A 15,240-nucleotide genomic window follows, 5' to 3' on the forward strand; every position below is an offset into this window, starting at 1 on the left:
CCCCCTCTCCGCTCCCCCGCCGACTGTGGGGCGGGGCACGGGGCCGGAGGGGCACCGGCCGGCAACCGCCTACCCTTGTCCCATGAGCAGCGGCAACCGGAGCGAAGCAGTGGACGTCCAGAAGAGCTACGAGGTGCGCACCTACGGGTGCCAGATGAACGTCCACGACTCCGAACGGCTGTCGGGTCTCCTGGAGGGCGCCGGTTACGTCCGCGCCCCCGAAGGCTCCGACGGCGACGCCGACGTCGTCGTCTTCAACACCTGCGCGGTGCGGGAGAACGCCGACAACAAGCTGTACGGGAATCTCGGCCGCCTCGCGCCCATGAAGACCAAACGCCCCGGGATGCAGATCGCCGTCGGCGGCTGTCTCGCGCAGAAGGACCGCGACACCATCGTCAAGCGGGCCCCCTGGGTCGACGTCGTCTTCGGCACGCACAACATCGGCAAGCTGCCGGTCCTCCTGGAGCGCGCCCGCATCCAGGAAGAGGCGCAGATCGAGATCGCCGAGTCCCTGGAGGCCTTCCCCTCCACGCTCCCCACTCGCCGCGAGTCCGCCTACGCCGCGTGGGTCTCCATCTCGGTCGGCTGCAACAACACCTGTACCTTCTGCATCGTCCCGGCGCTGCGCGGCAAGGAGAAGGACCGCCGCACCGGCGACATCCTGGCCGAGATCGAGGCCCTGGTCGCCGAGGGCGTCTCCGAGATCACCCTCCTCGGCCAGAACGTCAACGCGTACGGCTCCGACATCGGCGACCGCGAGGCCTTCTCCAAGCTGCTGCGCGCCTGCGGAAAGATCGAGGGCCTGGAGCGCGTCCGCTTCACCTCGCCGCACCCCCGCGACTTCACCGACGACGTCATCGCCGCCATGGCCGAGACGCCCAACGTCATGCCGCAACTCCACATGCCGATGCAGTCGGGATCCGACACCATCCTGAAGGCGATGCGCCGCTCCTACCGCCAGGAGCGCTTCCTCGGGATCATCGAGAAGGTGCGCGCCGCGATGCCGGACGCCGCCATCTCCACCGACATCATCGTGGGCTTCCCCGGCGAGACCGAGGAGGACTTCGAGCAGACGATGCACGCCGTCCGCGAGGCCCGGTTCGCCAACGCGTTCACCTTCCAGTACTCCAAGCGCCCCGGGACCCCGGCCGCCGACATGGACGGTCAGATCCCCAAGGAGGTCGTGCAGGAGCGGTACATGCGCCTGTCCGCCCTCCAGGAACAGATTTCCTGGGACGAGAACAAGAAGCAGGTCGGCCGCACCCTGGACGTGATGGTCGCCGAGGGCGAGGGCCGCAAGGACGGCGCCACCCAGCGCCTCTCCGGCCGCGCGCCCGACAACCGCCTGGTCCACTTCACGCAGCCCGAGCAGGCCGTGCGCCCGGGTGACGTGGTGACCGTCGAGATCACCTACGCCGCCCCGCACCACCTGCTCGCCGAGGGCACGCCTCTCGCCGTACGGTCCACCCGCGCGGGCGACGCCTGGGAGAAGCGCACCACCGAGGCCGCCGCGAAGCCCGCCGGAGTGATGCTCGGCCTCCCCGGCATCGGCGCCCCGGACCCGCTCCCGGCCGCCGCGGCCCCGGCCTGCGGCATCGGCTGAGGGCTCGGGGACGTGTCGCGGGGCCTGGAGGGCCGGGGCCGAGGGCCTGGGCCGGCGGCTCTGCGCCGCTCGTCACCCCCTGTGGCCGACCGGCTCGCGACCGTCGGCAAGTACGCTGACCGGCATGCTTGTCGCCGCCGCCGTCTGCCCCTGTCCGCCGCTCCTGGTGCCCGAGGTCGCCGCCGGGGCCGCCCCCGAGCTCGACGCCGCGCGTGACGCGTGCCTCGACGCCGTGGGCGTGCTCGCCGCCGCGCGACCGGACCTGCTCGTCGTCGTGGGGCCCGGCGACGAGCCGTCCGGACCGGGCGAGCACCCGACCGTCGGGCCCTACCCGCCCGGCGCGCGGGGATCCTTCCGGGGCGTCGGCGTGGACCTCGACGTGACGCTCGGCCATGCACCCGACGGGGACACGACGGCGGGCCGCCCGCTGCCGCAGTCCCTCACGGTGGCCGCCTGGCTGCTCGGCCGGGCCCACTGGACGGGCGCTCCCGTGGAGGGGCTCGCCTTTCTGCAGACCGCGGCCCCGGACGACTGCGCGGAGGCCGGCCGCGCCGTCGCCGGACGCGCCGACCGGATCGCGCTCCTGGTGATGGGCGACGGCAGCGCCTGCCGCACCCTCAAAGCGCCCGGTTACCTCGACGACCGGGCCGCCGCCTTCGACGCCCGGGCCACCGAGGCGCTCGGCTCCGCGGACCTCGACGCCATCGCCGCGCTCGACGCCACGCTCGCCCACGAGCTCAAGGCGGCCGGCCGGGCCCCCTGGCAGCTGCTCGCCGGCGCCGCGCGGGACGCCGGGCTCGCCGGACGGCTGCTGTACGAGGACGCCCCGTACGGCGTTGGCTACACCGTCGCGGCCTGGTCCTGACGAGACCGGGTCTGAAACAGGCAGGCCCTGAACCGACCGGCGGCGGGCCCGGAGCGCTCGGCTCCGGACCCGCCGCCGGGGCAGGACCGCCGCGTCAGGGCGCGGGCGGCGGCGGAGGAGGCGTGTTGCCGGGGCTGCCGGGGGTGCTCCCGGGCGTACCCGGGGCGCCGGGGGTTCCGGGCGTGCCGCCGTCCTTCTGGCCCAGCTTGTCCACGGCCTCCTTGGCCTTGCGCGTACCCGAATCGATCTTGTCGCTGTACTTGCCCTTGGTCCTCTGGTCGACCGTGCGCGCGGCCTTGTCGAGGCCCTGCTCGATCTTGCCCCCGTGCTGCTGTGCGAGGTCGCCGACCTTCTCCTTGGCCGGCCCCAGCTTGGCCTTCAGGTTGTCCAGGAACCCCATTGGGTCACCTTCCGTGCAGTGTGGAGGACTGTCTTCGCGGGAACGTTCTCCCGCCCCCATTGTCCGTCACCTGTCCGTTCCTGCCGTTTTTACTCCCCCGATGGCGCCACCTGGTGTGTTCGGGAGGGCCCGGATTTTTGGGACACTGTCCGGGTGATCCCTCCCCACCCCACCCCCCGCGTCATCACCGTCGTAGGCCCCACAGCGGCCGGAAAATCGGATCTGGGGGTCTTTCTCGCCCAGCGGCTCGGCGGCGAGGTGATCAACGCCGACTCCATGCAGCTCTACCGGGGGATGGACATCGGCACGGCGAAACTGACGCTCCCCGAACGCGACGGCGTGGCGCACCACCTGCTGGACATCTGGGACGTCACCGAGACCGCCAGCGTCGCCGAGTACCAGCGCCTGGCCCGCCTGGAGATCGACCGGCTGCTCGCCGAGGGGCGCACCCCCGTCCTGGTCGGCGGCTCCGGGCTGTACGTGAAGGGCGCCATCGACGCCCTGGAGTTCCCCGGTACGGACCCCGAGGTCCGCGCCCGCCTCGAAGCGGAGCTGGCCGAGGGCGGCTCCGGCGTCCTGCACGCACGGCTGGCCGCCGCCGACCCCGAAGCCGCCCGGTCCATCCTGGCGAGCAACGGTCGCCGCATCGTCCGCGCCCTCGAGGTCATCGAGATCACCGGCAAGCCCTTCACCGCCAACCTCCCCGGCGACGAGCCGGTCTACGAGGCCTTCCAGATCGGCGTCGACGTGGAGCGCCCCGAGCTGGACGAGCGCATCGCCCTGCGCGTCGACCGGATGTGGGAGGCCGGACTCGTGGACGAGGTGCGCGCCCTGGAGGCGGCTGGGCTGCGCGAGGGCCTCACCGCTTCACGGGCCCTCGGCTACCAGCAGATCCTCGCGGCGCTCGCGGGGGAGTGCACCGAGGACGAGGCGCGGGCCGAGACCGTGCGCGCCACCAAGCGCTTCGCCCGCCGTCAGGATTCGTGGTTCCGCCGCGACCCGCGTGTCGTGTGGCTCGGCGGCGGAGACCATGACCGCGGGGAACTCCCGCACCGGGCACTGACGTTGGTCGAACGAGCGGTCACAGCCTGATCACGTGATGGCATCGGGAAGCTCCGCCCGTCAATTCGGCGCCCGTGACCGTGCCATCATCGAGCATCGATCCACCAGTGGAGTCCGAGTTGGGAGGGCGCGTGGCGATGGAGGCCGGCCCTCGCGACACGGAGCAGCGCGACACAGAGCACGAGGTGCCGTCACCGCGGGATACCGCGGGACGGCTGAGCCCCGACGGGCCCGACGAGCAGGACGTGACCCCTGAGGTCGAGGTCGAGCTGCGGCCCACCCGCAAGCTGCGGATCTGGCAGCTCGCGCCCATCGTCATGCTGGCCGCGGTCGGCTCGCTGATGTTCGCCTTCCCGCTCGCCTTCGAGTTCGGTGACGGCGGTGCCATCGTCGCCATGCTGGGGCTCCTGATCAGCTGCTGCGCGGCCGGCTGGGGCATGATGGCGGCCCGCCGCGTGGGCCACACCTGGCCCGGACTGCCCTCTCGGGGCTCGGGCGACCGCCCCGACTGGCGGGTGATCGCGCTGTACGCCGTGACCGGCCTCGCCCTGGTCGCCCTCGCCGTCTGGCGCGTGGCCCGGCTCCGCTGACGGCGGACCCGCACGACGAGCCCGATCGCGTGGGGGGCTGCCCCGGACGCCGGGTCCGCCGGAGCGGGTTGTCGGCGCCGCCTCGTACAGTGGGCGTGTGAGCACCTCGCAGATCGCCTTCCTCAAGGGTCACGGCACCGAGAACGACTTCGTGATCGTCCCGGACCCGGACAACGCCCTCACGCTGCCCGCCGCCCTCGTCGCCCGGCTCTGCGACCGCCGGGCCGGTATCGGCGGCGACGGACTGCTGCACGTCGTGCGGTCCGCCGCGCACCCCGAGGCACGGTCCATGGCGGACGAGGCCGAGTGGTTCATGGACTACCGCAACGCGGACGGCTCGATCGCCGAGATGTGCGGCAACGGCGTGCGGGTCTTCGCGCACTACCTCCAGCGCGCCGGTCTCGTCGAGGAGGGCGACCTGACCGTCGCCACCCGGGGCGGCCCCAAGCGTGTGCACCTCGCCAAGAACGGCGACATCACCGTCTCCATGGGACAGGCCCTGCTGCCCGAGGCGAGCGTCACGGTCAGCGTCGACGGCCGCAGCTGGCCCGCCCGCAACGTCAACATGGGCAACCCCCACGCCGTCGCGTTCGTCGACGACCTGGACCACGCGGGCGATCTGTTCACCGCCCCGCCCTTCACCCCCGAGGCGGTCTACCCGGAAGGCGTCAACGTCGAGTTCGTCGTCGACCGGGGCCCGCGCCACGTCGGTATGCGGGTCCATGAGCGCGGCTCCGGCGAGACCCGCTCCTGCGGCACCGGCGCCTGCGCGGTCGCCGTCGCCGCCGCCCGCCGGGACGGCGCCGACCCCGCCGTGACCGGTCTCCCCGTCACGTATCGGGTGGATCTCCCCGGCGGCACCCTCGTCATCACCGAGCGCCCCGACGGCGCGGTCGAGATGACGGGCCCCGCCGTGATCGTCGCCGAAGGCGTCATCGACCCGGCCTGGCTCGAAACCGCCTGAGCATTGGCTTGACGCTTTCCTTTGGACGGTTCGCCGCCCTCTGAGGCGGGGCGCGCTCGAAACGGTGATCGGTCCGGGCTTCGCTCGAATGGGTGATCCGTTTCACGCTGGGCGAGAGCTGGACTGCGCCACGTGGTGGGCTCGATAGCATCAAGCACCGGCCCCGAGGCGCATCCAGCCCTCGCCCCGCCGGTCGAGTCGCCGGAGGTGCCCATGAGTGCAGAGGCCGCCGATCCGGGCGCCCCCCTTCGCAGGCGGAGCCGCCCCCGGATCGATCTGCGCAGACTGGGCCGGGTGGCACTGCGCGGCCCGGTCTCCCGCGACCGGCTGCCCGACGCCATCGGCCATGTCGCCGAGGCGCACCGCGCCCACCACCCCGACGCCGACCTCACCATCCTGCGCCGGGCCTACGTCCTCGCGGAGTCCTCGCACCGCGGTCAGATGCGCAAGAGCGGCGAGCCGTACATCACGCATCCGCTCGCCGTGACGCTGATCCTCGCCGAGCTGGGCGCGGAGACCACCACCCTCACTGCCTCCCTGCTCCACGACACCGTCGAGGACACGGAAGTGACGCTCGATCAGGTCAAGGAGCAGTTCGGCGACGAGGTCTGCTATCTCGTCGACGGCGTCACCAAACTGGAGAAGGTCGACTACGGCGCCGCCGCCGAACCGGAGACCTTCCGCAAGATGCTCGTCGCCACCGGCAACGACGTCCGGGTCATGTCCATCAAGCTCGCGGACCGGCTGCACAACATGCGCACCCTCGGGGTGATGCGCCCCGAGAAGCAGGCCCGGATCGCCAAGGTCACCCGGGACGTCCTCATCCCGCTCGCCGAACGGCTCGGCGTACAGGCGCTCAAGACCGAGCTGGAGGACCTGGTCTTCGCGATCCTGCACCCCGAGGAGTACGAGGAGACCCGCGCCCTCATCGCCGCGGCGACGGGCCCGGGCGACCCCCTCGAAACCATCGCCGACAACGTGACGCACACCCTGCGCGACGCGGGCATCAGCGCCGAAGTCCTCATCAGGCCACGCCACTTCGTCTCCGTGCACCGGGTCCGCAGGAAACGCGGCGAACTGCGCGGCACCGACTTCGGCCGGCTGCTCGTCCTGGTCGGCGAGGACGCCGACTGCTATGCCGTCCTCGGTGAACTGCACACCTGCTTCACCCCGGTGATCTCCGAGTTCAAGGACTTCATCGCCGCCCCCAAGTTCAACCTCTACCAGTCGCTGCACACCGCAGTCGTCGGCCCCGAAGGAGCCGTCGCCGAAGTCCTCATCCGTACGCACCGGATGCACAAGGTCGCCGAGGCGGGCGTCGTCGCGCTGGGCAACCCGTACGCCCAGGACCCCGCCGCGGCCCCGCAGTCCGAGCCGTCCGACGAGCGCGCCGACCCGACCCGGCCCGGCTGGCTCTCCCGGCTGCTGGACTGGCAGGAGTCCGCCACCGACCCCGACACCTTCTGGACCACCCTGCGCGACGACCTCGCCCAGGACCGCGAGATCACCGTCTTCCGCACCGACGGCGGCACCCTCGGGCTGCCTGCCGGAGCCAGCTGCGTCGATGCCGCATACGCCCAGTACGGCGACCTGGCCCACACCGCCATCGGCGCCCGGGTCAACGGCCGTCTCGCCACCCTGAGCACCGTCCTCAGCGACGGCGACACCGTGCAGCCGCTGCTCGCCCAGGACACCGCCTCCGGCCCCTCGCCCGACTGGCTCGACCACGCGCGTACCCCCGCCGCCCGGATCGCGATCACCGGCTGGTTCAGCGACCACCCGGACGAGGCGAAGCCCGACCCGGAGACCGTGGACGCGACCGGACCCGGCGCGCAGAGCGAGCCCTCCCCGGAACGTGAGGATCCCGGGGCCGCGGGCCCCGGCCGCGGCCGGTCCGGGCACCGCGCGACGGGCGTCGTCGTCGACGACCCGGACGCACCGGTGCGCCTGGCCGGCTGCTGTACGCCGGTGCCCCCCGACGAGCTGACCGGCTTCGTCGTCCGGGGCGGCGCGGTCACCGTGCACCGCCGGGAGTGCCCCGCCGTCGCCGCGATGCAGGACATCGGCCGCGCCCCGGTCGCGGCCCGATGGGCCGACGGGGAGGGCCGGGAGTCCGACGCGGGCTGCCGGGTCACCCTGGTCGCCGAATCGTTCGGCCGCCCCCGGCTCCTCGCCGACCTCACCGAGGCCATCGCCACCGCCGACGCGGCGATCGTCTCCGCCACCGTCGAACCCCCCAGCGAACAACGGGTCCGCCACACCTACACCCTGCGGCTCCCCGACGCGGCAGGTCTTCCCGGCCTGATGCGCGCCATGCGCGACGTCGCCGGGGTCTACGACGTCAGCCGCGCCCAGCACCCGGCCCCGACGGGCTGAGCCGCCCCGCACCACCCGTCCTCGTTCGGGTGGTGCGGCGCGCGGCTCCCCGGCCCGGCGGCCCCGCGCTGATAGCGGTAGTCCATGCCGCTCCTGACCCGCCGCCTGCGCGCCGCCCTGCTGGCGACCGCCTCGGCCACCCTCGTCGCCGCAGCCCTGCCCGCCCCCGAGCCCCTGGGCATCGGCGACCGGCTCTTCCCCGAGCTGGGCAACCCCGGATACGACGTCCTCGCGTACGACATCGCCTTCACCTACCGCGGCTCCAACACCAAGCCCCTGGACGCCGTCACCAAGATCCGCGCCCGCACCACCGCCCCGCTGGACCGCATCAACCTCGACTTCGCCCGGGGGACCGTCCGCGGCGTCGAGGTCAACGGGCAGAGCGTCGACTTCGGCAGCAAGAGGGAGGACCTCGTCCTCCAGGCACCCCGCCGCCTCCCCGCGGGCGTACCGCTGAACATCACCGTCCGGCACACCAGCGACCCGAGCGGATCCGGGGACGACGGCGGCTGGGTCCGTACCGCCGACGGGCTCGCCATGGCCAACCAGGCCGACGCCGCCCACCGCGTCTTCCCGGGCAACGACCACCCCTTCGACAAGGCGTACTTCACCTTCCGGATCACCGCCCCGCACCGGCTGACGGCGGTCGCGGCCGGGCTGCCCGTGGCGAAGACCCGGCACGGCTCCTCGACCACCTGGACGTACCGCACCGAGCACCCCATGGCCACCGAACTGGCCCAGGTCTCCATCGGCAGCTCCGCCGTCGCGCACCGCACCGGACCGCACGGGCTGCCGGTGCGCGACGTCGTCCCGGCAGCCGACCGGAAGAAGCTGGAGCCCTGGCTGAGGAAGACCCCGGCCCAGCTGGAGTGGATGGAGCAGCGGGTCGGCCGCTACCCCTTCGAGACGTACGGCGTGCTCGTCGCCGACAGCCCCATCGGGTTCGCGCTGGAGACCCAGACGCTGTCCCTGTTCGGGAAGTCCTTCTTCACCGAGCCCGCCTACCCGGAGTGGTACGTCGACTCGGTGATGATCCACGAGCTGGCCCACCAGTGGTTCGGCAACAGCGTCTCGCCCGCGAGCTGGTCCGACCTGTGGCTCAACGAGGGACACGCCAGCTGGTACGAGGCCCGGTACGCCGAGGAGAACGGCGGCCCGACCCTGGAACGCCGGATGCGCGAGGCGTACAAGCTGTCCGACGGCTGGCGCGCGGACGGCGGCCCTCCGGCGCACCCGGAAGGACCGGCCCCGGGGCAGAAGCTCAGCCTGTTCCGCCCGGTCATGTACGACGGCAGCGCGCTGGTGCTCTACGCCCTGCGCCAGGAGATCGGCGAGGCCGCCTTCGACCGGCTGGAGCGCACCTGGGTCCGGGTGCACCGGGACTCCACGGCGACCACCGCGGACTTCACCCGGCTCGCGTCCGGTATCGCCGGCCGTGATCTGACCGCCTTCTTCGACGGCTGGCTGTACGGGAAGAAGACCCCGCCGATGCCCGGACACCCGGACTGGAGCAGCGCGAAACCCGCGTGACGGGCCCGGTGGGGCCGTGCCACTATCGACCCGTCGGCGCGGCGGACCGCACCGGAGTCCCCCGAAGGGAATCATCCGGGAAGATCACACGTTGTGACTGACGTAAAGACTTCTATCGACGTAAGGATCCAATGACCTCCTCTTCTTCCCTTCCCCAGGACGCGCAGGACGCGCAGAGCGCCACGGAGAACACCACCGAGAGCCTCACCGAGGCCCGCCGGGCCGACGCCCTGATGGAAGAGGACGTCGCCTGGAGCCACGAGATCGACGGAGCCCGGGACGGCGACCAGCTCGACCGCTCCGAGCGTGCCGCCCTGCGGCGCGTGGCCGGTCTCTCCACCGAGCTCGAGGACGTCACCGAGGTCGAGTACCGCCAGCTGCGCCTGGAGCGCGTGGTGCTGGTGGGCGTCTGGACCTCGGGGACGGTGCACGACGCGGAGATCTCCCTCGCGGAGCTAGCCGCACTCGCCGAGACGGCGGGAGCCCAGGTGCTGGACGCGGTGTACCAGCGGCGCGACAAGCCCGACCCGGCGACCTACATCGGTTCGGGCAAGGCGCTCGAGCTGCGTGACATCGTGCTCGAATCCGGAGCCGACACCGTCGTGTGCGACGGTGAGCTGAGCCCCGGCCAGCTGATCCACCTGGAAGACGTCGTCAAGGTCAAGGTGGTCGACCGGACCGCTCTGATCCTCGACATCTTCGCCCAGCACGCCAAGTCCCGCGAGGGCAAGGCGCAGGTCTCGCTCGCCCAGATGCAGTACATGCTGCCCAGGCTGCGCGGCTGGGGTCAGTCGCTCTCCCGGCAGATGGGCGGCGGCGGTTCCAGCGGCGGCGGAGGTATGGCCACCCGTGGTCCCGGTGAGACCAAGATCGAGACGGACCGGCGGCGGATCCGCGAGAAGATGGCGAAGATGCGCCGGGAGATCGCGGAGATGAAGACCGGCCGCGAGATCAAGCGGCAGGAGCGCAAGCGCAACAAGGTGCCCTCCGTCGCCATCGCCGGATACACCAACGCGGGCAAGTCCTCGCTGCTCAACCGTCTGACCGGGGCCGGTGTCCTCGTGGAGAACGCCCTGTTCGCCACCCTGGACCCGACCGTCCGCCGGGCCGAGACGCCGAGCGGCCGGATCTACACCCTGGCCGACACCGTCGGCTTCGTCCGGCACCTGCCGCACCACCTCGTCGAGGCGTTCCGCTCCACGATGGAGGAGGTCGGCGAGTCCGATCTCATCCTCCACGTGGTGGACGGCTCCCACCCCGTGCCGGAGGAGCAGCTCGCCGCGGTGCGCGAGGTGATCCGGGACGTCGGCGCGGTGAACGTACGAGAGATCGTCGTGATCAACAAGGCGGACGCCGCGGACCCCCTGGTCCTCCAGCGCCTGCTGCGCAACGAGAAGTACGCGATCACGGTCTCGGCCCGGACGGGCGAAGGCATCGAGGAGCTGCTCGCGCTCATCGACGCCGAGCTGCCCCGGCCGTCCGTCCTGGTCGAGGTGCTCGTGCCGTACATCCAGGGGGCCCTGGTCTCCCGGGTGCACGCCGAGGGCGAGGTGCTCTCCGAGGAGCACACCGCCGAGGGAACCCTGCTCAAGGCCCAGGTCCACGAGGAGCTGGCCGCCGAGCTGGAGACCTTCGCCCTCGCCGCGCACTGACGGCGGCGGGACCGTACGACAGCCGAAGGCCCGGCCCGGACTCTTGAGAGAGTTCGGGCCGGGCCTTCGATGTCCGGGGTTACTGCCCCGCGAACTTGTCGCTCATCGTCGCGAAGGTCCGCCGGGCGTCCTCGCCGAGCCGCGGGCCGGCCAGCCAGCCCGAAGTGACCGGTCCGATCGAGGTGTTGGAGACCAGCATCGACTTTCCGTCCGGCCCGGCGACGAACCAGCCGCCACCGGAGGAACCGCCCGTCATGGTGCAGCCGATCCGGTACATGGTCGGGGTCCCCGGGGCGATCGAGAGCCGGCCGGGACGGTCGACGCACTGGTGCATCAGCAGACCGTCGTAGGGCGGACCCGCCGGGTAGCCCCAGGCGCCCATGCCGCTGATCTGCTGGATCTCCGGAGCGTCGAACGAGACCGGCAGCGCGTTGCCCACGGTCTCCTCAAGGGACTTGGTCCCGTTCTCCGGCTTCACGTGCAGGACCGCGTAGTCGTACGGGGCGCCGGCCCCGCCCGTCGGGCCGCCGCCGGAGATCCACTCGCCGGAGGACGCGGCCCAGTCCGCCCAGTAGGTGCCGTACGGGGCGATCTCCTGGGGCTGCGCGGTCCGCAGCTGCGCCGCGTTCTTGCCCTGGTCGTTGTACGAGGGCACGAAGACGATGTTGCGGTACCAGCCGCCGCCCGCGCCCGCGTGCACACAGTGTCCGGCGGTCCACACGAGGTTGGACTTCCCGGGGTTCTTCGGGTCCTTCACGACCGTGCCCGAGCACACCATGGAGCCCTTGGGGGAGTCGAAGAAGACCTTGCCGACCGGGGCGGCGTACCGGTGGTAGGGCAGCTTCTCCGGCTTGGCCTGCACCGGGGCGGGCTCCGGGTCGCTGACGTCCTGGCCGGCGGAGAGGTCACCGGCCGCCATCGTCTTGGCGGGCTCCTCGGCCGACGCCATCCGCTCCGGCTTCCACAGGCCGTCGATGACCGGGTTGACGAAGTCCTCCGCCTTTCGCAGCCAGCCGTCCTTGTCCCAGTTCTTCCACTCCCCCTTCTTCCACTTCTCCGGGTCCACACCGTGCTTCTCCAGGGCGTCGCCCAGATCGCCGGGAAGACCGGCGGCGGGGTCCTTCTCGGCCGCCCCGCCGGTGGCCGACGGTTTGGCGGCCGCGGAGTCCTCTTCGGGGCCGCAGGCCGTGGCCGTCAGTGTGAGCGCCGCGACGAGGCCGGTGGCGGCCAGCAGCGGACGTATCGATCGCATGGAAGAAATCCCCCTGAACAGCTGATGCGTGCGATGGCGCGCGACCGCGCCCGATGCGCAAGCGCCGTGCTGCGCGGTCGCGGTCGTGCATTCTGTCATGTACTTGTCATGCACGGGGCGCGGAGCCGACGGCCGGTCGTCAGCGGCCCCCGGCAGTCGACTGCCGGGGGCCGCTGACCCGCAGGTCCTCGCGGGCCCTACTGGCCCGCGTACTTCTCACTCACCGCGCGGTAGATGCCCTCGGCCTCCTTGCCGAGCCGCGGACCGGCCAGCCAGCCGGCCGTGACCGGGCCGATCGAGGTGTTCGAGACCAGGGCGGGCTTGCCGTCATGACCCGCCGCGACCCAGCCGCCACCGGAGGAGCCACCGGTCATCGTGCAGCCGATGCGGTACATCGTGGGCTGCTCCCGGAAGACCGAGAGCCGGCCCGGCTTGTCCTTGCACTGGAGCAGCTTCTGACCGTCGTACGGCGGCGCGGCCGGGTAGCCCGTGGCCGTCATCTCGGCGATCTTCGGCACGGCCGGAGCGTTGAACTCGACCGGCAGCGCCGAACCGACCGTCTCCTCCAGCGACTTGCCGCCCGCGCCCTTCTCCGGCGTCACGTGCAGCACCGCGAAGTCGTACGGCGCGCCCTGGCCGCCGGTCGCGGCGCCCTGCTCGATCCACTGCTCGGAGGTCTGGGCCCACTGGCCCCACCACACACCGTAGGGAGCGATCTTCTCCTTGGGTGCGGTCTCCAGCTCGGCCAGCGACAGGCCGTCGTTGTTGTACGCCGGGACGAAGGCGATGTTGCGGTACCAGCCGCCCTTCTTGCCCGCGTGCACGCAGTGTCCGGCGGTCCACACCATGTTGGACTTGCCGGGGTTCGCCGGGTCCTTCACCACGGTCGCGGAACAGACCATCGAGCCCTGCGGACCGTCGAAGAGCAGCTTCCCGGACTCCGGGGCGTTGCCGTGGTACGGCGTCGCGACACCGGCGGCCCGGACCGGGGCCGGCGTCGGGTCCGTCACGCCGTCGTCGCCCGAGATGTCGTTGTCGACCGGGTTCTCCGGGGGCTTGTCGGCGTCCCGCATCCGGTCCGGGTCCCACAGGCCCTCGATGATCGGGTTGACGAAGTCCTTGGCCTCACGCAGCCACTTGTCCTTGTCCCAGTTCTTCCACTCCCCGTCCCGCCACTGGTCGGGGTCGATCCCGTGCTCCTTGAGGCGGTCCTTCAGGTCGTCCGGGATGGTGACCTTGCCGTCGGCCTGGCCGGCCGAAGCGCTGGGCGTACCGCCCGCGTTGTCCTCCTCCGGACCGCACGCGGTGGCGGTGAGCGCCAGCACGGCGGCGACGGCGGTCGCGGCGAGCGCGGAGGAGGGCATGCGCCGTGCGCGCCTCCCGCGGCGTGCGGTATCGGTCGGGCGAATGGGTCGCATCTCGTGATCCCCCTGGGACTTCGTCACTCGGTACTCGTACTGCATTGCGGACACTTCGGGCGCCGGAGCAGATGCTTCCGCGCCGCTGTGCGGCCCCCACTATGCCGGTGCCGATGGTGACGGTACGCGGCAGGTCCACGGTTCCGTCGCCGCGAGGATGTTCCGATTTACCCGTGATCCATCGCGGTCGGCGTCGTTGGTACGTACGGGGGACACCAGGACAGCGTTCACGGCCTCGGTGCGTCCGCGCGAAATCGTACCGACGTGCAACGCAACTGTTACCGCAGGAGGATCAAGAGCCGTGTCCGTGACCGAACCCGCACCGGTGGCGCCGCCCTCCGCGCACGAGGGCATCCTCCGCCGCCAGTCCCTGCGCGAATCGGCGGCCCGCACCTACGCCCGGTCCCTGCCGATCGTCCCGGTGCGCGCCCGCGGGCTCACCATCGAGGGCGCGGACGGCCGGCGGTATCTGGACTGCCTGTCGGGCGCGGGCACCCTGGCGCTCGGCCACAACCACCCCGTCGTCCTCGAAGCGATCCGGAAGGTCATCGACTCCGGCGCCCCCCTGCATGTGCTGGACCTCGCCACCCCGGTCAAGGACGCCTTCACCACCGAGCTGTTCGCCACCCTGCCCCGGCAGTTCGCCGACAACGCCCGCATCCAGTTCTGCGGTCCCGCCGGCACGGACGCCGTCGAGGCCGCCTTCAAGCTGGTCCGCTCCGCAACCGGGCGCTCCGGCCTGCTGACCTTCACCGGCGCCTACCACGGCATGACCGCCGGAGCCCTGGAGGCATCCGGCGGCGCCACCGACGTACGGGCCGGTGAAGACGTACGGGTCACCCGGCTCCCCTTCCCGCAGGACTACCGCTGCCCGTTCGGGACCGGCGGCGAGCACGGAGCCACGCTCGCCGCCCGCTGGACCGAACACCTGCTGGACGACCGCAAGGGCGGTGTGCCCGCCCCCGCGGGGATGATCGTGGAGCCGGTCCAGGGCGAGGGCGGCGTCAACCCCGCCCCCGACGCCTGGCTGCGCCGCATGCGCAGGATCACCGAGGAACGGTCCATCCCGCTCATCGCCGACGAGGTCCAGACCGGGGTCGGCAGGACCGGCGCGTTCTGGGCCGTCGAGCACAGCGGCATCGTCCCCGACGTCATGGTCCTCTCCAAGGCGATCGGCGGCTCCCTGCCCCTCGCCGTGATCGTCTACCGCGCTGAGCTGGATCTTTGGCAGCCGGGCGCGCACGCGGGTACGTTTCGTGGCAACCAGCTCGCCATGGCGGCGGGCGCGGCCACGCTCGCGTACGTCAGGGAGAATCAACTGGCGGACCGCGCAGCGGTCCTGGGGGCCCGGATGCTCGCCCGTCTCAGGGAACTGAGGGCGCATCACCCGGGAATCGGTGACGTACGGGGGCGTGGACTGATGATCGGCCTGGAGCTGGTGGATCCCGAGAGCGCGCCCCTGCCCGCCGAAGCCGGCGACCCCGCCCCGGCCCCTCCGCCCGACCCGGCCCTCGCCCTCGCCGTCCAG

The 15,240-nt window shown here is 72.1% G+C and carries 12 protein-coding genes; 9 read left to right on the forward strand and 3 right to left on the reverse strand.

The window, feature by feature from the left end:
• Positions 1-82 precede the first annotated feature (82 nt).
• Both miaB and D3105_RS27490 read left to right on the forward strand, forming a co-directional pair.
• Entirely contained in the window at positions 83-1,603 is a 1,521-nt protein-coding gene (gene miaB, locus D3105_RS27485) for a tRNA (N6-isopentenyl adenosine(37)-C2)-methylthiotransferase MiaB (RefSeq protein WP_118905679.1), read from the forward strand.
• 124 nt (positions 1,604-1,727) lie between these two features.
• On the forward strand, positions 1,728-2,468 hold the full coding sequence (locus D3105_RS27490) for a class III extradiol dioxygenase subunit B-like domain-containing protein (protein ID WP_118905680.1): 741 nt from the start codon (positions 1,728-1,730) through the stop codon (positions 2,466-2,468).
• Positions 2,469-2,562: 94 nt separating this feature from the next.
• On the opposite strand, the gene D3105_RS27495 is transcribed toward D3105_RS27490, so the two are convergent.
• Positions 2,563-2,868 carry an antitoxin gene (locus D3105_RS27495; protein ID WP_118905681.1) on the reverse strand — a complete coding sequence of 102 codons (306 nt, stop codon included), beginning with the start codon at positions 2,866-2,868 and terminating at the stop codon, positions 2,563-2,565.
• A 153-nt stretch (positions 2,869-3,021) separates the two neighbouring features.
• On the opposite strand from D3105_RS27495, the gene miaA reads away from it, so the two are divergent.
• The 6 genes from miaA (at position 3,022) to hflX (ending at position 11,042) form a co-directional block, all read left to right on the forward strand.
• Complete coding sequence (miaA, locus tag D3105_RS27500; RefSeq protein ID WP_118905682.1) at positions 3,022-3,960, forward strand: tRNA (adenosine(37)-N6)-dimethylallyltransferase MiaA; 939 nt, start codon at positions 3,022-3,024, stop codon at positions 3,958-3,960.
• Between the two features lie 107 nt (positions 3,961-4,067).
• Entirely contained in the window at positions 4,068-4,520 is a 453-nt protein-coding gene (locus tag D3105_RS27505; protein WP_118905683.1) for a hypothetical protein, read from the forward strand.
• A 97-nt stretch (positions 4,521-4,617) separates the two neighbouring features.
• On the forward strand, positions 4,618-5,484 hold the full coding sequence (gene dapF / locus D3105_RS27510; RefSeq protein ID WP_118905684.1) for a diaminopimelate epimerase: 867 nt from the start codon (positions 4,618-4,620) through the stop codon (positions 5,482-5,484).
• 213 nt (positions 5,485-5,697) lie between these two features.
• Complete coding sequence (locus D3105_RS27515; RefSeq protein WP_118905685.1) at positions 5,698-7,860, forward strand: RelA/SpoT family protein; 2,163 nt, start codon at positions 5,698-5,700, stop codon at positions 7,858-7,860.
• A gap of 84 nt (positions 7,861-7,944) precedes the next feature.
• A complete protein-coding gene (locus tag D3105_RS27520) occupies positions 7,945-9,390 on the forward strand; it encodes a M1 family metallopeptidase (protein ID WP_118905686.1) in 1,446 nt (481 codons plus the stop codon).
• 131 nt (positions 9,391-9,521) lie between these two features.
• Positions 9,522-11,042: a GTPase HflX gene (gene hflX / locus D3105_RS27525; RefSeq protein ID WP_118905687.1), complete on the forward strand. Its 1,521-nt coding sequence runs from the start codon at positions 9,522-9,524 to the stop codon at positions 11,040-11,042.
• A gap of 79 nt (positions 11,043-11,121) precedes the next feature.
• Here the strand turns inward: hflX and D3105_RS27530 are convergent, their stop codons facing one another.
• Together D3105_RS27530 and D3105_RS27535 are read right to left on the reverse strand one after the other, a co-directional pair.
• On the reverse strand, positions 11,122-12,294 hold the full coding sequence (locus D3105_RS27530; RefSeq protein WP_118905688.1) for a trypsin-like serine peptidase: 1,173 nt from the start codon (positions 12,292-12,294) through the stop codon (positions 11,122-11,124).
• Positions 12,295-12,491: 197 nt separating this feature from the next.
• Positions 12,492-13,658 carry a trypsin-like serine peptidase gene (locus D3105_RS27535; RefSeq protein WP_118905689.1) on the reverse strand — a complete coding sequence of 389 codons (1,167 nt, stop codon included), beginning with the start codon at positions 13,656-13,658 and terminating at the stop codon, positions 12,492-12,494.
• Positions 13,659-14,013: 355 nt separating this feature from the next.
• Here D3105_RS27535 and D3105_RS27540 point away from each other — a divergent pair.
• The coding region (locus D3105_RS27540; RefSeq protein WP_118905690.1) for a diaminobutyrate--2-oxoglutarate transaminase family protein at positions 14,014-15,240 on the forward strand (1,227 nt) is incomplete at its 3' end.

The sequence above is a fragment of the Streptomyces globisporus genome (assembly GCF_003501885.1).
GTDB lineage: Bacteria > Actinomycetota > Actinomycetes > Streptomycetales > Streptomycetaceae > Streptomyces > Streptomyces globisporus_D.